Source organism: Actinosynnema sp. NPDC020468, assembly GCF_040642015.1.
In the GTDB taxonomy this organism is placed as follows: domain Bacteria; phylum Actinomycetota; class Actinomycetes; order Mycobacteriales; family Pseudonocardiaceae; genus Actinosynnema.
The window spans coordinates 167477-184295 of sequence record NZ_JBFAEO010000004.1; the positions used below are offsets into that span (position 1 = coordinate 167477).

Annotated in this window: 18 protein-coding genes; 13 read left to right on the top strand and 5 right to left on the bottom strand. The window is 72.7% G+C overall.

Going from position 1 to position 16819, the window contains the following annotated elements:
• Nucleotides 1-43: 43 nt before the first annotated feature.
• Nucleotides 44-304, top strand: a complete 261-nt coding sequence (locus tag AB0G50_RS05545) for a chorismate mutase (protein ID WP_360102596.1) — start codon at nucleotides 44-46, stop codon at nucleotides 302-304.
• Here AB0G50_RS05545 and AB0G50_RS05550 read toward each other — a convergent pair.
• Entirely contained in the window at nucleotides 273-1358 is a 1086-nt protein-coding gene (locus AB0G50_RS05550; RefSeq protein WP_360102598.1) for a histone deacetylase, read from the bottom strand. The two genes, AB0G50_RS05545 and AB0G50_RS05550, sit on opposite strands and share 32 nt — an antisense overlap.
• Before the next feature lie 64 nt (nucleotides 1359-1422).
• Between AB0G50_RS05550 and AB0G50_RS05555 the strand changes: the two genes are divergently transcribed.
• The 6 genes from AB0G50_RS05555 (at nucleotide 1423) to AB0G50_RS05580 (ending at nucleotide 8005) form a co-directional block, all read left to right on the top strand.
• Complete coding sequence (locus AB0G50_RS05555) at nucleotides 1423-1743, top strand: hypothetical protein (protein WP_360102599.1); 321 nt, start codon at nucleotides 1423-1425, stop codon at nucleotides 1741-1743.
• Between the two features lie 186 nt (nucleotides 1744-1929).
• Nucleotides 1930-2724: a hypothetical protein gene (locus AB0G50_RS05560; protein ID WP_360102601.1), complete on the top strand. Its 795-nt coding sequence runs from the start codon at nucleotides 1930-1932 to the stop codon at nucleotides 2722-2724.
• Between the two features lie 198 nt (nucleotides 2725-2922).
• Nucleotides 2923-3618, top strand: coding sequence for a hypothetical protein (locus AB0G50_RS05565; RefSeq protein ID WP_360102603.1), 696 nt, complete (start codon nucleotides 2923-2925; stop codon nucleotides 3616-3618).
• Between the two features lie 158 nt (nucleotides 3619-3776).
• Nucleotides 3777-4574: a hypothetical protein gene (locus AB0G50_RS05570; protein ID WP_360102605.1), complete on the top strand. Its 798-nt coding sequence runs from the start codon at nucleotides 3777-3779 to the stop codon at nucleotides 4572-4574.
• 357 nt (nucleotides 4575-4931) lie between these two features.
• On the top strand, nucleotides 4932-6296 hold the full coding sequence (locus AB0G50_RS05575; RefSeq protein ID WP_360102607.1) for a serine/threonine-protein kinase: 1365 nt from the start codon (nucleotides 4932-4934) through the stop codon (nucleotides 6294-6296).
• Nucleotides 6297-6469: 173 nt separating this feature from the next.
• Nucleotides 6470-8005: a serine/threonine-protein kinase gene (locus tag AB0G50_RS05580; RefSeq protein ID WP_360102609.1), complete on the top strand. Its 1536-nt coding sequence runs from the start codon at nucleotides 6470-6472 to the stop codon at nucleotides 8003-8005.
• 1 nt (nucleotide 8006) lies between these two features.
• Here the strand turns inward: AB0G50_RS05580 and AB0G50_RS05585 are convergent, their stop codons facing one another.
• Entirely contained in the window at nucleotides 8007-8903 is an 897-nt protein-coding gene (locus AB0G50_RS05585) for a LysR family transcriptional regulator (RefSeq protein ID WP_360102611.1), read from the bottom strand.
• 112 nt (nucleotides 8904-9015) lie between these two features.
• Here AB0G50_RS05585 and AB0G50_RS05590 point away from each other — a divergent pair, with 112 nt between their 5' ends.
• From AB0G50_RS05590 to AB0G50_RS05600, 3 genes are all read left to right on the top strand, one after another.
• Entirely contained in the window at nucleotides 9016-9903 is an 888-nt protein-coding gene (locus tag AB0G50_RS05590; protein ID WP_360102724.1) for an EamA family transporter, read from the top strand.
• A 183-nt stretch (nucleotides 9904-10086) separates the two neighbouring features.
• The gene (locus AB0G50_RS05595) at nucleotides 10087-10497 is read left to right on the top strand and encodes an SsgA family sporulation/cell division regulator (protein ID WP_360102613.1); all 411 of its coding nucleotides are present in this window, start codon (nucleotides 10087-10089) and stop codon (nucleotides 10495-10497) included.
• A 17-nt stretch (nucleotides 10498-10514) separates the two neighbouring features.
• Nucleotides 10515-11900 carry a serine/threonine-protein kinase gene (locus AB0G50_RS05600; RefSeq protein ID WP_360102615.1) on the top strand — a complete coding sequence of 462 codons (1386 nt, stop codon included), beginning with the start codon at nucleotides 10515-10517 and terminating at the stop codon, nucleotides 11898-11900.
• Here AB0G50_RS05600 and AB0G50_RS05605 read toward each other — a convergent pair.
• Nucleotides 11897-12547, bottom strand: a complete 651-nt coding sequence (locus AB0G50_RS05605; protein WP_360102617.1) for a response regulator transcription factor — start codon at nucleotides 12545-12547, stop codon at nucleotides 11897-11899. The genes AB0G50_RS05600 and AB0G50_RS05605 overlap by 4 nt on opposite strands.
• The gene (locus AB0G50_RS05610; RefSeq protein WP_360102619.1) at nucleotides 12544-13776 is read right to left on the bottom strand and encodes a PspC domain-containing protein; all 1233 of its coding nucleotides are present in this window, start codon (nucleotides 13774-13776) and stop codon (nucleotides 12544-12546) included. The genes AB0G50_RS05605 and AB0G50_RS05610 overlap by 4 nt, the downstream gene beginning before the upstream one ends.
• 111 nt (nucleotides 13777-13887) lie before the next feature.
• Here AB0G50_RS05610 and AB0G50_RS05615 point away from each other — a divergent pair, with 111 nt between their 5' ends.
• Together AB0G50_RS05615 and AB0G50_RS05620 are read left to right on the top strand one after the other, a co-directional pair.
• A complete protein-coding gene (locus tag AB0G50_RS05615; RefSeq protein WP_360102621.1) occupies nucleotides 13888-15123 on the top strand; it encodes a PspC domain-containing protein in 1236 nt (411 codons plus the stop codon).
• Entirely contained in the window at nucleotides 15116-15310 is a 195-nt protein-coding gene (locus tag AB0G50_RS05620) for a hypothetical protein (RefSeq protein ID WP_360102623.1), read from the top strand. The genes AB0G50_RS05615 and AB0G50_RS05620 overlap by 8 nt, the downstream gene beginning before the upstream one ends.
• Before the next feature lie 76 nt (nucleotides 15311-15386).
• Here the strand turns inward: AB0G50_RS05620 and AB0G50_RS05625 are convergent, their stop codons facing one another.
• On the bottom strand, nucleotides 15387-15605 hold the full coding sequence (locus AB0G50_RS05625) for a hypothetical protein (RefSeq protein WP_360102625.1): 219 nt from the start codon (nucleotides 15603-15605) through the stop codon (nucleotides 15387-15389).
• A gap of 119 nt (nucleotides 15606-15724) precedes the next feature.
• On the opposite strand from AB0G50_RS05625, the gene AB0G50_RS05630 reads away from it, so the two are divergent.
• A complete protein-coding gene (locus AB0G50_RS05630; RefSeq protein WP_360102627.1) occupies nucleotides 15725-16819 on the top strand; it encodes a helix-turn-helix transcriptional regulator in 1095 nt (364 codons plus the stop codon).

The following is a 16819-nucleotide window of genomic DNA, read 5'->3' on the forward strand; positions in this document are numbered from 1 at the left end:
CTGCCGGGCCAAGGGACTCCACCCGAAGAGTCGAGAGGTCGTCATGAACAGCACCGAAGCCGCACCCGACATCGACGCGCTGCGGTCCGAGATCGACCACCTGGACGCCGAACTCCTCCGGCTGGTCAAGCGCCGGGTCGAGGTGTCGCAGCTGATCGGCGCCGCGCGGATGGCCGCCGGCGGCACCCGGATCGTGCACAACCGCGAGATCGACGTGCTCAACCGCTACCGGGAACTCGGCCCCGAGGGCCGCGACCTGGCGATGATCCTGCTCAAGCTCGGCCGGGGCCCGATGGGTCGCTGACGAACCGCCAGTGCGGCCGGAGCGCGGCGCGGACCCGGTCGAGGTCGGCGCCGTCCTCCTGGTCGGGCAGGTAGGCCAGCGGGTCGGCCAGCAGGTCCAGCCCCAGCAACCCCTCCACCAGCGAGTGCAGGCACAGCGCCGCGTAACCGCGCAGGTACCCGCCCTCCTGGGTGAGCACGGTGGGCAGGCCCAGCCCCGACACCAGCCGGCCGATCGTCCGGTACCCGCCGCCGGTCAGGTTGTGCCTGCCGTTGGGGTCGAACGCCGAGCCGTCGAACCCCGAGGCGCACACGAGGAAGTCCGCGCCGAACTCCGCCACGGCCGGAAGCGCCACCTCGGTCAGCGCCCGCTCGTAGGACCGGTCGCCGGCGCCCAGCGACAGCTCGACGTTGACGTTCGTCGCGTCGGACTCGTCGGGGGCGCCGGTCTGCCGGTGGTTCGCGCCCCACGCGCCGTGCCGCATGTGCACCGACACGGTCAGCACGTCGGCGCCCGCGAAGATCTCCTGCGTCCCGTTGCCGTGGTGCACGTCCCAGTCCAGGACGGCGACCCGGCGACCGGCGCGGCGGGCCGTCTCGGCGACCAGCGCGGCGTTGTTCACCAGGCAGTACCCGTCCGGCAGCCCGGGCTGGGCGTGGTGGCCCGGCGGTCGCACGAGGGCGTAGGCGAGCCGGGTCCGCCCGGACGCGACCGCCTCGTACGCGGCCAGCGCGGTGCCCGCCGCCGCCCGCACCGCGTCCCACGAGCCGGGTCCCACGACGGTGTTGGTCTCCAGCCGGACCCGGTCGCCGCCGGTGCACGCCGCGCGCAGGTCGCGCAGGTAGTCGGCGGTGTGCACGCGCGCCAACTCCTCGCCGGTGGCGAACCGGCCCTCGTGCCAGGTGAGGTGGCCGGCCACCGGGCCGTGCCGCAGCGCGTGCCGGAAGGTGCGCAGCCGGGCCGCGCTCTCCGGGTGCGGCTCGGGTTCGTCCAACCAGGACGGGGTCTCCGGCAGCTCCCAGAAACCGGCGCCGGTGTCGTGCTCGAGGCAGGCGTCGTGCCAGAACAGTTCCACCCCGGGGGCATATCAGGGCGATCACGGATGGTCCAGCCGCTCATCCGACGGGCACACTGTGGACATGAGTGGAGTCATCGGTCTCATCATGGGTCTCGTCGCGATCGTGGGTGTGCTCGCGACGTTCGCGCACGACGGCTACCTCGCCATGCTGGGCTCGGCGGCCCGGAAGAAGGGCGCGGCGGGCGCGCCCATCGGCACCTACGTCCGCAGCCGCTGGACGATCGCGGGCGTGACGACGGCGATCGCCCTCATCGGCCTGCTGATCACCACCGGCGAGAGCGTGTCGGGCGACATCATCGGCGCCCTGATCGCGGGAGGCAGCGGCCTCGCCGCCACCAACGCGTTGCAGGGCGCTCGCAAGCGGTTGAACAGCGGACACTGAAACTTCACTCTTACGTGTGTCGCCTCGTGTCACAAGGCTGACCTGGGCGGATTCCCGTACTCGCGCCACCTAGTCTGACCTCAAGGTGGGAGTTGCAGAGGGGTCCGCGCAGACATGCACAACGGAGTCGACGGGGAACGGTCGGGGCGCCATCGACTGGACGACGGTCCGTCGCCGTGGCAGTCCATGGGCGGCGAGCTTGACGACCCGCTGCCGGCACGGCGCGACCCCGAGCCCGAGCCGGACCTGACGGGTCTACGTGGGTTCAACATCGGTCTGGTGCCCGCGTCGGTGACGCCGCCGCGCACGTGGCGGCGCGCGGCGTGGTTCGCCGTGCTGTCCTCGGCGGGCGTGCTGGTCGGGCTGGCGGTGGTGGCCTCGCAGCTGGTCGGCACCAGCCGGCCGAGCGAGCACGTGGCGCTGCCGAACTACCCGACGGACGTGCCGCTGCTGACGAACTTCGCACCGGCCACCTCGGCCGCGCCGGCCGCGTCGTCGACCGTCGTCGCACCGCCCTCCACCGCCGTGGTGCCCCAGGTCCTCGCGGGCGGTGACGCGGGCGAGCGCGGTGGTGCCGCCGTCGAGCGAACACCCGGCGAGGTCGTGCCGCCGGGCGCGGGCACGACCGTCCCGAAGGTCACCACAGTGCCCAACACCGTGCCGCCGGTCGTGGACGGCGCGGCCATCGCGTCGCGCACCGAGCGGTTCTACGAGCAGCTGGCGACCAACAGCGGCACCGCGTTCGCGCTGACGACCGACGTGTTCCGGTCGACCGCCGAGCCGCTGCTGGCCGGCCGGTTCGGCGACGTGTCGCTGATCGAGGTGAAGTCGATCGCGGTGGACCCGGTGCAGGGCATCACCGTGTCGACGCTCGAGGTCACCCGCAAGGACGGCACGACGAGCACCCAGCGCCGGGAGCTGATCTTCACCACCACCGGCGACCCGTTGATCAACGCCGAGCGGTTGACCGGCGGAACGTGAGCGCGTCTCGGCCGAATTTCACCCGGACGTGCGACATGACCGACCGCTGGTCGCCACGAAGGAGTGAACTCCCCGGTTGAGCTGGCTCAGCCCGGACGGAGCACGGTACTCGTTCTGCCTGACGACGCAGGCACGAGGGAGTCGCCAGTGCGCCCTACCCGGAGTGGCCGTCGGCACAACCGTGCCGGATCGGTCTCGGTGGCCGAGCTGATCCGCAAACAACCGGCGCCGCTGCGCATCGCGTCGCGGGAGGAGACCGAACGGCACAGGTTCGTGGCCGACCTGCTCGGCGACCCCGAGCCGACCGGACCGCCGTCCAGGCGCACCGCGCGCATCGCCGGGTTGTCGACCGGCGCCCTGGTGTTCGTCGCCACGGTGCTCGCGGCGGCCCTGCTGGCCGGGCACCGCGACCCGGGTCCGGCGCACCCGCACGTGTCGCCGCCCGCCGAGATCAGCGGATCGGAGGCGTTGCGGCCGGACCTGCTGTGGGCCGAACTCGGCGGGTCGGTGGACGTGCTGCCGGCGTCGGTGACGCCACTGGCCGCCGACTCGGCCGACGTCGTCCCGCCGGACGCGCTCGCGACCGGCCCGCGACCGCAGGTGGACGTGGTGCGCCGGTTCTACGAACTGCTGCCGGCCAAGCCCGCGGCGGCGGCCCGGCTGCTGGCCGGCGAGCTCGTCGGCGGGCAGGGCGACTTCGCGACCGCGTGGTCGGCGATCCAGTCGATCACGATCGAGTCCACCACCCTCCAGCCGGACGGCACGGTGCGCGCCGCGGTGTCGATGCAGGAGCGCTCGGGGCAGTGGCTGCGGGTCGAGCAGGTGTTCTGGCTGACCGACACCCGCACACCTCGGATCATCGGGACACGCGTCCTTTCGGCCCAACGGAGTTGACGCTCCGTGTCCGGGCTGGGACCAGGGCGCACGGACGGTGGCCACTTTCGGTGCTTGCAGCGGAAACTTCGCCCAAAGGGGTTACGGATTCGGTCACGATTCGGTATCCATGTTCCCGGTCAGTTGCTTTTCGGTTGTTCCGGGAAGGGTGAAGCGCGGTGTCGAACGACGACAAACGCCGTCGGTTGGACGGGTCGACGGAGCGGTTGTCCGTCGCCGACCTGATCGCTCGCCGTGAAGCCGAGACGATCGAGTTCCCCCGGATCACCGACGACGTGCTCGACACCGTGCCGGTGCCGCACCACGCGACGAACCTGTCCGGGCGCGAGCTGCACGTGACCGAGCTGCTCCGGCGCGAGGGCCGGGCAGGCGAGGAGGAGCGCGGCGGCGGGTTCTCCGTGCCGAAGCTCGTGGCGATGGCCAGTGGCGGCGTGGTGCTGTGCGGCACGGTCGCGTTCGGCGCGTCCCAGTGGCTGTCCTCGCCCGACGAGCGCCCGCTGGCGGAGGTGCGCTTCGACACCCGCCCGGCCGCCCGCAGCACCGAGTCCCTCGGCGCCGACCTGGCGGGCGCCGCCAAGGACAAGCCCGCGCCCGAGAGCACCACCTCCGCGCCGGAGACGACCACCGAGGCGCCGGCCACCCAGGACGCGCCGCCGCCCGTGGTGAACCAGCCGCAGCAGCCCCAGCAGCCGCAGCCGACGACCACCACCCAGGCGCCGCCGACCACCACCACCGAGGCGCCCCCGCCGCCCCGCGACACGACCACGCCGCCGTCGACCACCACCCCGGCGCCGACCACGACCACCCAGGCACCGCCGCCGCCCACGACCCGCTCCGTGGTCCCCACGTCGAGCGTCGTGGCGCAGCCGAGCTCCTCCGTGCTCCCCACCACCACCGTGAGCCTGAGCACGTCGATCGAGCCCCTGGGCGCCTTCGACTTCTTCGCGCCCGCGTAACCACCGGCGCTCCTCGCGCACCGGGCGGCCACCGGCCCGGACGCGCGCCGCCGGCCGAATCCCGTTGTCCGGTCCCAGGACGCGCGGCACGTTCGGCCGGATGGACCCAGTTTGGTGGATCTTCACCCGAACCGGTGACTTGACCGGACGTGATCGGGTATCACCTGCCGGGTCGGACGGATCGGCGCGAGCGGGGCCACGGGCCTGCGGGCGTCGGCTCGGGCCGACCGGCCACCGAGGTAGGCTCTGCGGGCGAGCGCCCGCCAACGCCGAACCGAGACCCCGTACGACGAGGAGCCCGAGCGTGAGACCTGCCGCACCAGCGCCGGTCACGCAGCGCCCCACCGGGGAGGCACGGTGAGCACGGACGGTCGGTTGATCGCCGAGCGCTACCGCTTCCTGGACCGCATCGGCAGCGGAGCGATGGGCATCGTGTGGCGCGCCCAGGACGAGCGGCTCGGCCGGATCGTCGCGGTCAAGCAGCTGCTGCTCCAACCCAGCCTCGACGCCACCGAGCAGGACGAGGCGATCCAGCGCGCCATGCGCGAGGGCCGCATCGCCGCCAAGCTGCACCACCCGAACGCCATCGCGGTGTACGACGTGGTGGAGGAGAACGGCGCTCCGTGCCTGGTCATGGAGTACCTCCAGTCCTTCAGCCTGGCGGACACGCTCGCCGAGCACGGACCGCTCGACCCGGTCGAGGTCGCCCAGATCGGCTACCAGGCCGCCGCCGCGCTGGCCGCCGCCCACGCCGCGGGCATCGTGCACCGGGACGTGAAGCCCGGCAACGTGCTGATCGCGGACAGCGGCTTGGTGAAGATCACCGACTTCGGCATCTCCCGGGCCACCGACGACGTGACGGTCACCAAGACGGGTCTCATCGCCGGCACGCCCGCGTACCTGGCGCCGGAGATCGCCCGCGGCCAGGACCCGTCCGCGGCCTCGGACGTCTTCTCGCTCGGCTCCACGCTGTACGCCGCGCACGAGGGCGAGCCGCCGTTCGGCCTGTCCGAGAACACGCTGGGCGTGCTGCACGCGGTCGCCGCCGGCCGGATCAACCCTCCCACCCAGGAGGGCCCGCTCACCGACGTGCTGCTGCGGCTGCTCAACTACGACCCCGCGGAACGGCCGACCATGGCCCAGGCCCGCGACCTGCTGCACGCGGTGGCCACCGGTCGTCCGCCCACGCTCACCGGGTTGCGCCCGGCGAGCACACCCGGCGTGCTGCCGGTGGGCGTGCCGAACACGGCGGTCATGGACGCCGAGCGCACCCACGTGGTGCGGCCGCGCGCCGACCCGCGCACGACGCACCCGCGCACCAACCCGCGCACGGTGCCGCCGGTCGCGCCGCCGTCGTCGAACAACCGGCCGCTGATCGTCACCGCGGTGGTGCTCGGCCTGCTGCTGCTCATCGGCGTGCTGATGGTGGCGCTGGGCGCGTTCGACTCGAAGCCGCAGGTCACGCCGGTCACGACGAGCAGTTCCTCGACGCCGGTGACGACCACGACCACGGCGAAGCCGACGCCGACGACCACCGTCGAGGCGCCGCGGACGACGGAGGAGCAGGTCACCACCACGACCCAGCCGACGACGACCACGACCGAGCCGACCACGACGACGACCACCACGACCACCACGACGACGACCACCACCACCACGACCAAGGCCCCGGTGACGACCACCGTGCCGACGACGACGACGCAGCCGCCGGCCGGTGGGTGAACCTCGTAAGGTGGACCCCGAACCCGATCGGGTGATGCAACGTTCTTGTCCACGTGGCGATGTCTCCGGTGTTCGCCACTGAAGAAGCAACCGCACTGGGAGCAGCCGTGACCGACGATGGCCGCCTGGTCGCTGGCCGCTACCGACTGGGCCAGCGAATCGGCAGCGGTGCCATGGGCATCGTCTGGACGGCACACGACGAGCGCCTGCACCGCACGGTCGCCGTGAAGCAGCTGCTGCTCCAGCCGGGGCTCGCGGAGTCCGACACGGACGAGGCCAAGCGCCGCGCCATGCGCGAGGGCCGCATCGCCGCCCGGCTCCAGCACCCGCACGCGATCGCGGTCTACGACGTGGCCGACCACGACGGCCAGCCGTGGCTGGTCATGGAGTACCTGCCGTCGCGCAGCCTGTCCTCGGTGCTGTCCGAGCGCGGCACGCTGAGCCCGCGCGACGTGGCGTCGATCGGCTCCCAGGTCGCCTCGGCGCTGGCCGCCGCGCACACCGCGGGCATCGTGCACCGGGACATCAAGCCCGGCAACGTGCTGCTGGGCAACGAGGGCACGGTCAAGATCACCGACTTCGGCATCTCCCGGGCGACCGGCGACGTGACGGTCACCGCGACGGGCATGCTCGCCGGCACCCCCGCGTACCTCGCGCCCGAGGTCGCCAAGGGCTACGACCCGGGCCCGCCGTCGGACGTCTTCTCGCTGGGCTCGACGCTGTACGCGGCGATCGAGGGCGCGCCGCCGTTCGGCCTGAACGAGAACACCATCGCGCTGCTGCACCAGGTCGCGTCGGGCAAGGTCACGCCGCCCAAGCAGGCGGGCCCGCTGACCGCGCTGCTGATGCGCCTGCTGCGCGCGGAGCCCGAGGACCGGCCGACGATGGCCGAGGCGCGCGAGGCGCTGGCCGCCGTCGCCGCCGGTCGGGCCGCGCCCGAGTTCCCGGTGGCCGTGCCGCCGACGAGCCCGCCGTCGTGGCAGGGTTCGCCCGCCAACGCGCCCACCCGCCCGGTGCCGAACCAGGCGAGGCCCGCGAAGCCCGCGCCGCAGGCCACCCGGATCGGCGCCCCCGTGCAGCCGGTCGCGGCGCACCAGCCGCCGCCGGACCACCGCCCGCCGCCCCGTCCCGCGGCGGCGCGCCCGGCCGCGAAGCCGGCGTCCCGGGGTCCGGGTCGGAACAAGAAGACGACGGTGGTGACCGCGCTCGCGATCGCCGCGGCGGCGGTCGTGGGCATCCTGCTGGCGAGCACGCTCACCGGCGGTGGCGGCGCCCAGAACCAGGCGGGCGCGGACACCTCCACGACCCAGCCGGCCGCCGGCGGCGACGACAAGCCGACGACGACCACCAAGAAGTCCGTCCCGCCGCCCGCGAAGATCACCGCGGACCCGACGCCCGCGCAGCTGGAGCAGACGGTCCGGGACTACTTCGCCCTGCTGCCGGACAACGTCAAGGAGGGCTTCTCCCGGTTGTCGCCCGGCTACCAGAGCTCGTCGGGCGGCTACGCCACGTACGAGGGCTTCTGGGAGGACGTCGACTCGGTGAAGCTGGACGCGGTCAAGGAGAACTCGGCGTACGCCTACGAGGTCGACATCGCGTTCACCATGAAGGACAAGTCGGTCGAGAAGGAACGCCGGCTGGTCGTCCTCCAGTGGACCGACTCGGCGCTGTTCATCTCGCGCGAGGAAACCCTGAGCAAGGGCTACTGAGCTACCGGGCGGCCGCGGCCTTCAGCGCGGCCAGCAGGCTGTGCACCGAGGACAGGCCGACGGCCTCCTGCCGGATCGCGGCGCAGATGGTGCGGGTCGGTTGCGGGCGGCGCAGTCGGCGCACCGCCACGCCCTGGTGCCCGACGCCCAGGCCGAGCTTGGGCACGATGGTCACGCCGAGCCCGGCCGCGACGAAACCCTGCGACGTCGGGTAGTCGTCCGCCTCGACCACCACGTTCGGCGTGAACCCGGCGCCCGCGCACGCGTCGACCACGATGTCCCGGCACGTGCCGGGCAGGTTGACCGCGTCCACCCACGGCTGGTCGGCGAGGTCGGACAGGTCGAGCACCCGCTTGCGGGTCAGCTCGTGCCCGCGCGGCAGCACGGCCAGGTACGGGTCGTCGAGCAGGTGCTCGAGGTGCACCCCGCGCGGCGGCTCGGACTCCGGCGGCACGACCACGATCGCCACGTCCGCGCGACCGGCCTCGACCTCGACCATCGGGTCGTCGGGCTCGGTGAGCTTGAGGTCGAGCCGCACCTCGGGGTGCTCGGCCCGGAACCGGGCGACGGCGGGCGGCAGCAGGGCCGCGCCGGCGGTGGCGAAGTAGCGCAGCCGGAGCCTGCCGGTGCGCCCGGCGCGCAGGTCGGACAGCGCGGCCTCGGCCTCCACCAGGCGTTCGGTGATCAGCGCCGCGTGCTCGGTGAGCAGCCGGCCCGCCACGGTGGGCCGCACGCCGCGGCCGACCCGGTCCAGCAGCGGCAACCCGGCCTGCTTCTCCAGCGCGGCCACCTGCTGGCTCACCGCCGACGGGGTGTAGCCGAGGTTCACCGCGGCGGCGGTGATGGAGCCGGTGGTGACCACGGCCCGGAGCACCTGGAGTCGTCGCACGTCCAACATGCCCGCCGACCTTACAGCGTTGCTTAAAGGTTGTGCAGTTCTCTTAACTTGTGCTGATGCTTCGTCAGGGCGCAGGGTATCCGGTGTGAACAGACCAGGCACGCTGATCAGGATGGGCGTCCTCGCCCTGCTGTGGGGTTCGAGCTTCCTGTGGATCAAGATCGCGCTCACCGGCTTCTCCCCGGTGCAGCTCGCGTTCGTCCGCACGGTGCTCGGCGCGGTCGTCCTGGTGGCCATGGTCCACACCCGCGGTCAGCGGCTGCCCGGCGACCGGAAGGTGTGGGGTCACCTCGTCATCGCGGCCGCGTTCGGCAACGTGATCCCGTTCGTGCTGTTCGCGGTGGGCGAGCAGACCGTGGACTCGGGCGTGGCCGGCGTGCTGAACGCCACCACCCCGCTGTGGACGCTGGCGTTCGGCCTGGTGCTGGGCTATGAGCGCAACCGGGGCGCGACCAGGATCGCCGGCCTGCTGCTCGGGTTCGTCGGCACGCTGCTGATCTTCGCGCCGTGGGAGAAGGCCGGGCTGGCCGGCTGGGGCGCGCTCGCCTGCCTCGCGGCGGCCGCCTGCTACGCGGTCAGCTACACCTACATCGGCCGCACCCTGTCCGGGCGCGGGCTCACGTCGATCCAGCTCGCCTCGGCGCAACTCGTGACGGCGTCCGGGCTGAGCCTGCTGGTGCTGCCGGCCGGCGGGCTCGGGGAGCCCCACCTCACGTGGCAGGCACTGGTCGCGATCGCGGTCCTGGGCGTGCTCGGCACCGGCGTCGCGTTCGTCATCAACTACCGGCTGATCGAGGACGAGGGTCCGACCAACACCACGTCGGTCGGCTACCTGCTGCCCGTGGTCTCCGTGCTGCTCGGCGCGGTGTTCCTCGGGGAGGGCCTGAACCTCCGCGTGGTGGCGGGCATGGTGGTCGTCCTGGTGGGCGTCGCGCTGTCCCGGAAGCAGCCGGCGACGGCCGTGGTGCCGATCAAGGAGCCCGCGACTACGCTCAAGTGACCTGCGATAACGCACGGTTACTCGCCGGTACGGCCATCTGAGACGTCCCACCTGGGCAAACGGGTGCACTTGAGAGCCAGGTCTCCCCCGATAGCGTGGTGTTCGCGGGATCCACGTCCCGAACGGCGTTCGCGGACGTCTCCTCTCGTGAGAGCGAAGTTCGAACGGGAAGGTCCGAGGGACATGAGCCACGAGAGCATCACCACCAGCACCACGTTCCACCTCCTGGTGCCCGGCGTCGCGCCGGCGCCGGTCGAGGCCGAGCTGCACTACGAGCCCGAGGACCCGTACGCGGTCGCCGTCCTGTTCCACACCGGGCAGGGCAAGGTCGAGTGGATCTTCGCCCGCGACCTGCTCGCGGACGGCCTGCTGACGCCGTCCGGCGAGGGCGACATCCTGGTCCGGCCGGCGGCCGACGACCCGGAGCGGGTGCTGGTCGAGCTGAACGCGCCGACCGGGTTCGCGATCCTGTCCGCCGAGGCCGAGCACATCGCCGAGTTCCTGGACCTCACCTACGACGTGGTCCAGCCCGGCGAGGAGGACCTGTGGATCGACTTCGACCGGGAGCTCGCGAAGCTCGTCTCGACCAACTGATGGCCTAGCCTTCGGACATGACGTCCGGGGGGATCATCGGCGGTCGGTACGCGCTGGACGAGCACGTCGGCAGCGGCGCCATGGGCGTCGTCTGGCGGGCTCGGGACACACTGCTCGACCGGGTGGTGGCGGTGAAGCAGCTCCGGTTGCCCGACCTCGCGCCTTCCGAGGTCGAGCAGGCCAGGGCGAGGGCGATGCGCGAGGCACGCATCGCCGCCCGGCTCCACCACCCCGACGCGATCACGGTGTTCGACGTGGTCGTCGCCGACGGCAGCCCCTGGTTGATCATGGAGTACCTGCCTTCGCGCAGCCTCGCCGAGGTGCTGGCCGAGCGGGTGGCGACACCCGCGGAAGCGGCGGCGGTCGGCGTGCACGTGGCCGCGGCACTGGCGGCGGCGCACGCGGTGGGCGTGGTGCACCGCGACGTGAAGCCGTCGAACGTGCTGATCGGCACCGCGGGCACGGTCAAGCTCACCGACTTCGGCATTTCCCGTGCGCTCGACGACGGCACGGTGACCGACACCGGCGTGATCGCCGGCACCCCCGCCTTCCTGGCGCCCGAGGTGGCGCGCGGCGACCAGCCCGGCGCGGCCTCCGACGTGTTCGCGCTGGGTGCGACCCTGTACGCGGCGGTCGAGGGCCGACCTCCGGTCGGCGACGCCGACAACAGCCTCGGCCTGCTGTACCGCGCCTCGCGCGGCGAGTTCGACCCGCCACGCGGCGCGGGCGAGCTGACCGCCGTGCTGACCCGGCTGCTCGCCGTGGAACCCGCCGACCGACCCACCGCCGCCGAGGCGGGCGCGCTGCTCGCGCCACTGGCCTCCGCGCCGCCCGCGATCGTGCTGCCGGAACGGCTACCCGCGCCCGAACCCCGGAACCCGACGCTGCTGATGGTGTCCGGCGCCGAACCCCGACCCGCCGAACCCGCCACCCAGGTCGTGGCCCGGCCCGCCGCGCGGTTCCCGGCACGGCGGCTCGTGGCGTTCGGCGTGGCGGCGGTGCTGCTGGTCGCGGTGGGCGTGGTCGCGCTGACAGTGCCCTGGCCGTCGTCCGACGGCACGGCCGGGCCGACCACCTCGACCTCGGAGCAGCGGTTCGACACCGAGCACGTGCGCGGGTTCCTGATCGGGCACTACGACCTGCTGCCCGCCCAGCCCGAGCGGGCGTGGCTCGACCTCGCGCCGGAGGGCAGGCCCGAGCTGGACGAGTACACCGCGTTCTGGGAGGGGTACGCCGACGTCCGGGTGGACTCGATCGACGTGCGGGACGACGGCGACGGCACGTTCACCGCGTACGTGACGCTGAAGTTCCGCGAGCACGACGGCCGGAGCGAGGGTCGCTACCGGCACACCCTGTCCACCGAGGACGGCGGGATGCGCATCACCGACACCGCCGAGGCCTAGACCAGGCGGCGGTCGGAGGCCCAGCGGGACAGCTCGTAGCGGTTGGAGAGCTGGGTCTTGCGCAGCACGCTCGACACGTGCGTCTCGACCGTCTTCACCGAGATGAACAGCTCCGACGCGATCTCCTTGTACGCGTAGCCGCGCGCCAGCAGGCGCAGCACGTCGCGTTCGCGCGGGGTCAGCAGGTCGAGCTCGGGGTCGCTGATCGGGGCCGCGCCGGGGCGGTCCGCGAAGGCGTCCAGCACGAAACCGGCCAGCCGGGGGCTGAACACCGCGTCGCCCTCGGACACCCGGACCACCGCGCGTACCAGCTCCTGGCTGGAGATCGTCTTGGTCACGTAGCCGCGCGCGCCGGCCCGGATGACCGCGATCACGTCCTCGGCCGCGTCCGAGACCGACAGCGCCAGGAAGACGACCTCGGGCAGGCTCGTGCGGATCTGCCGGAGCACCTCCGCGCCGCCGCCGTCGGGCATGTGGACGTCCAGCAGCACCACGTCCGGCCGGTGGTGGCCGATGCCGGCGACCGCCTCGCCGACCGAGCCGGCCTCGCCGACCACCTCGATCTCGTCGGTGATCGAGTCCAGCTCCGCGCGCACCCCGGCGCGGAACAGGGCGTGGTCGTCCACCAGGAATACCCGCACCGTCATGTCCTGGCCTCCGCTTTTCTCGGCATCATCAACTGCACCTCGGTGCCCTCGCCGGGGCTCGTGCGCAGCTTCACCTCGCCACCGTGCCTGCCCATCCTCCCCCGGATCGAGTCGGCGAGGCCATGCCGGTCCTCCGGAACCTCCTCGGGATCGAATCCCTTGCCCCGATCGCGGACGAACACCGCCACCTTCTCGGGCTCGACCTCGGCGTACACGCTGATCTCGCCGACGCCCGCGTGCTTGGCCGCGTTGACCATCGCCTCGCGGGCCGCGTTCATCAGCGCGATGAGGTTGTGGTCGAGGTCGCAGTCGCCGACGACGACCTGCTGCACGGTCAGCGCGAAGTGGTCCTCCACCTCGCCCGCCGCGGCCGCGATCGACGCGGACACCGTGGTCGGGCGCGCGGAGCCGTCGACGCCGTCGCGGCCGTAGAGCCAGTCCCGCAGCTGCCGCTCCTGGCCGCGCGCCAGGCGCTTGACCTCGCGCGGCTGCTCGGCCTGCTTCTGGATCAGCGCGAGCGTCTGGAGCACCGAGTCGTGCAGGTGCGCCGCGATCTCGGCGCGTTCCTCGGTGCGGATGCGGACCCGGCGCTCCTCGCCCAGGTCGTTGATCAGCTTGAGCCACAGGGGGATCGTCAGCACCGCGACGCCGCCCAGGGTCGCGACCACGGCCACGAGCGCGAACTGGAGCTGGTCCAGGCCGTAGTTGTTGATCAGCAGCACGGTGATGCCGATGGCGACCAGCGCCACGCCCGCGATCACCCGGAACAGCGCCGAGCGGCCCGAGCCGAGCAGGCCCGACCGGGCGCCGTCGCGCCACCTCCTGCGCTGCGCCTCGTCCGCCTCGCGCCACACCACCGCCGCGCCGACCAGCGCCACCGCGAGCGGACCGGCGATCCAGCCGCTGACCGGGCCGGACAGCAGTCCGGTGAGGACCGCCGCGCCGATGCCCAGCGCGAGCAGACCCATGGCCTGCTGCTTCTCCTTGGGGCCCTCCGCGCGTTCCGGTGTGCCCGCGGGCGGTTGCGGCACGAACAGCCACAGCAGCCCGTACGCGACGACGCCGACGCCGTTGAGCGCGGTCAACGCCGCGAACACCGCGCGCACCCAGAACACCTCGACGCCGAGGTGGTCCGCGATGCCGCCCGCCACACCGGCGACCACGCGTGCGGTGCGGCGCCTGCGCACGGGTTCCGCCGGGGCGCGCTTGGTCTCCACCTGCGAACTCACGGGGTGAATCGTCACACGCCGCCGGGTGCGAGGCATCAGGGTTCCACCCGATGCCCGGTTCAGGGTGGGTCCCGGATGTGCGGTGGGGCCTGCCCCACCAAGCTGGTCACCGTGAGCGGGAACCTGAGCACAGCCGGCGTCGAGGAGACGCTGAAGGACTTCTGGGTCAGCAGGCCCAGGCGGCCACACGACGGGCGCAAGATCGCGGGTGTCGCCGCCGGCATCGCCGAGCGCTACCGGGTCGACCCGGTGATCGTCCGGGTGGCGTTCGTCGCCATGGCGCTGTGCAACGGCGCGGGCTTCCTCATCTACCTCCTGGGCTGGCTGTGGCTGGCGCAGAGCGACGACGAGGTGTCGCCGGCGGAGGCGCTGATCGGCCGCGGCCGCAGCTCCACGCCGGTGCCGCTCACGGTGCTGCTCGGGCTCGCCGTGCTGCCCGCCACCGGTTTCTTCGTGGACGGCGGGTTCACCATGGTCGGCGGCGTGCTGCTGTCGGTCGGCGGCATCTACCTGCTGCACCGCAACCGCGGCCACCTCAACCGGCCCGCACCCCGCGACCCGGTGACGACCTCGGTGTCGGACCCGGGCCTCCCGATCACGGAGCAGGTGATGATGAACCAGGAGACGTCCCGGGTGACGACGCCGCCGGCGTGGGACCCCCTCGGCGCCGCGCCGTTCGCGTGGGACCTGCCGGAACCGACACCCGACCCCGTGCCGCCGCCCGTACCGGTGGTCCGGCGGCGCAAGTCGCGGGTGGGCTCGGCGACGTTCGGCCTCGCGATGATCACCCTGGCCGGCTCGGTGGTGGCGTCCGGGTACAGCCCGTGGTTCTCGCCGCAGCACGTCGTCGGGCTCGTGGTGGCGGTGCTGGGGCTCGGCATGCTGGTCGGCGCGTTCCGCGGTGGCGGGCGCGGCCTGATCTGGCTGGTGGTGCCGCTGAGCGTGGTGGGCGTGGGGATGACGTCGGTGCACCTGGACTCGTTCGGCGGGTCGGACCGGGTCGGCGACTACACGGCGCGGCCGGTGAACGTGGAGCAGGTCGAGGCGCGGTACGACACGAACGCCGGGACCGTGACGCTGGACCTGACCGCGCTGCCCGCGACCGGGTCGGTGAAGACGGTCGTGGAGGCGGGCGTGGGTTCGGCGGAGGTGCTGCTGCCGCCGACCGCGGACGTGACGGTGACGTGCTCGACCGAACTCGGGTCGGTGAAGTGCCTCGGTCACGAGGCGGACGGGCGCGGCAAGACGCAGCGGGTGGTGGACAACGGCACGGACGGGCCCGGCGGCCTGCACGTGGAACTGGAAGTGAAGAGCAGCGTGGGAGAGGTCGTGGTGAGCCGTGGCTGACCAGGAAGTGAGCCGTGGGGTCGACGTGGTCGGCCTGGTCTTCGGGGCGGCGGCCCTGGTGGCGGCGGCGTACATGTTGTCGGACGGCCGGTCCTGGCCCGCCTTCCTGGACCTCCGCTGGGTCCTGGCGGGCGGCGCCATGATCATCGGCCTGGGCCTGCTCCTCGGCTCCCGCCGCCGCCGCTAGTCCGCGCTCACCAGCGAAGCAGGGCCGCACCCGGGGGGCGGCCCTGCTTCTTTTTGCGTGCCGGGTCCGCCGCGGTCTACTCGTTCGTTCCCGCGCCGGTCTCGTGGCCGGTCTGCTCGCCGACGGCCGCGGTCAGCTTCGCGGCGACCTTGCCCGCCGCCTCGCGGGTGAACACGAGGTCGAGGTTCGCGCCGAAGGAGAGTTCCACCTCCTCCGCGGAAGTCCGGCACTCGAACGGGGCGTCCCCGTGGATCTTGACCCAGGACGTGACAACTGCCCCACTGGCGAGGTTCATCGGTCGATCGACTCCTTTGGGTATCGTGGCCGCACACGGCCTTTCGCCGTATTTCCTACCGGCCGGCGGTGGCGTTCAGGCGATTGGACGCGTTGACAAACGTTGACAACGGGGGCGACATGTCCGAACTCGGTCGTGCAATGAAAAGTGCCCGCGAACATTCGGGTTACAGCCTCACCCGGATGGCTCAGGTTTCGCATTACAGCGCGGCATATCTGAGCCTGATCGAAAACGGCAAACGGCGTGCGGCACCCGGAGTGGTGACGGCCTACGAGCAGGCGCTCGGGGTGTCGATCGGCGACGACCCGGTGCGGCGGGCGCACGAGTGGCTGGTCGCGGAGTCGCCGGTGGTCGAGCACCGGCGGGCCGGGCGGCGGATCGGGGTGGGGACGGTCGAGGTGGTGGAGGCTCGGGTGGTCGAGCTTCGGCGTCTGGACGATGTGGTGGCCGGTGGCGAACTGCTGCCTGTCGTGCTGCGGGAATGGGACTCGGCGGTCGGACTGGTGCGGGAGGCCGCGTTCTCCTCGGTGGTTCGGCGGCGGTTGTTGGTCGCGGTGGCGGAATTGGCCCAGTTGGCCGGGTGGGTTTCCGGGGATGTCGGGCGGCGGGCGGAGGCCGAGCGGTTGTTCCTCGGTGGGGTGGGTGCGGCGGAGGAGGCCGGTGATCGGGTTCTCGGGGCGCAGTTGTTCTCGTCGTTGGGGTATCAATGCACGAATTCCGGGCGGCACCGGGACGGGGTGTTGTTGGCGCGTACCGCCGTTCAGGGTGGAATTCCGGCCACGCCGGTGGTCCGGGCGCTGTTCCTCGACCGGCTCGCCTGGGCCTGTGCGAAATCCGGGGACCGGGACGGGGCGAGGCGGGCGTTGGACGGCGTTGAGGCCGCGTACGAGCGGCGGTCGCCCGATCTCGTGGAACCCGAGTGGGTGTACTGGTTCGATCGGAACGAGATCGACGTGATGGCCGGGCGGTGCCTGATCGAACTCGGGATGCCGGGAGTGGCGGGGCCGTTGGTGGAGGCGGCCGTCGCGCGGTACCCGGTGGAGCGGTCGCGGGAGGTGGCGTTCTACCTCACCTGGCTCGCCGAGGCGCACGCGCGCAACGGGGAGCGGGACGCGGCCGCGGACGTGTTCGCGCGGGCCGTCGAGCACGCCGCGCGGATGCCCTCCGCGCGCAGCGACGAGCGGCTGCGCGCGGTGGGCGAGGTCATCCGGTGA

What these genes read in the sequence shown, in the direction of transcription:
- AB0G50_RS05585 (WP_360102611.1), bottom strand. Translation starts at nt 8,903, where the DNA reads ATGTTGGACGTGCGACGACTCCAGGTGCTCCGGGCCGTGGTCACCACC.
- AB0G50_RS05630 (WP_360102627.1), top strand. Translation starts at nt 15,725, where the DNA reads ATGTCCGAACTCGGTCGTGCAATGAAAAGTGCCCGCGAACATTCGGGT.
- AB0G50_RS05545 (WP_360102596.1), top strand. Translation starts at nt 44, where the DNA reads ATGAACAGCACCGAAGCCGCACCCGACATCGACGCGCTGCGGTCCGAG.
- AB0G50_RS05555 (WP_360102599.1), top strand. Translation starts at nt 1,423, where the DNA reads ATGAGTGGAGTCATCGGTCTCATCATGGGTCTCGTCGCGATCGTGGGT.
- AB0G50_RS05605 (WP_360102617.1), bottom strand. Translation starts at nt 12,547, where the DNA reads ATGACGGTGCGGGTATTCCTGGTGGACGACCACGCCCTGTTCCGCGCC.
- AB0G50_RS05560 (WP_360102601.1), top strand. Translation starts at nt 1,930, where the DNA reads ATGGGCGGCGAGCTTGACGACCCGCTGCCGGCACGGCGCGACCCCGAG.
- AB0G50_RS05580 (WP_360102609.1), top strand. Translation starts at nt 6,470, where the DNA reads ATGGGCATCGTCTGGACGGCACACGACGAGCGCCTGCACCGCACGGTC.
- AB0G50_RS05625 (WP_360102625.1), bottom strand. Translation starts at nt 15,605, where the DNA reads ATGAACCTCGCCAGTGGGGCAGTTGTCACGTCCTGGGTCAAGATCCAC.
- AB0G50_RS05595 (WP_360102613.1), top strand. Translation starts at nt 10,087, where the DNA reads ATGAGCCACGAGAGCATCACCACCAGCACCACGTTCCACCTCCTGGTG.
- AB0G50_RS05600 (WP_360102615.1), top strand. Translation starts at nt 10,515, where the DNA reads ATGACGTCCGGGGGGATCATCGGCGGTCGGTACGCGCTGGACGAGCAC.
- AB0G50_RS05590 (WP_360102724.1), top strand. Translation starts at nt 9,016, where the DNA reads ATGGGCGTCCTCGCCCTGCTGTGGGGTTCGAGCTTCCTGTGGATCAAG.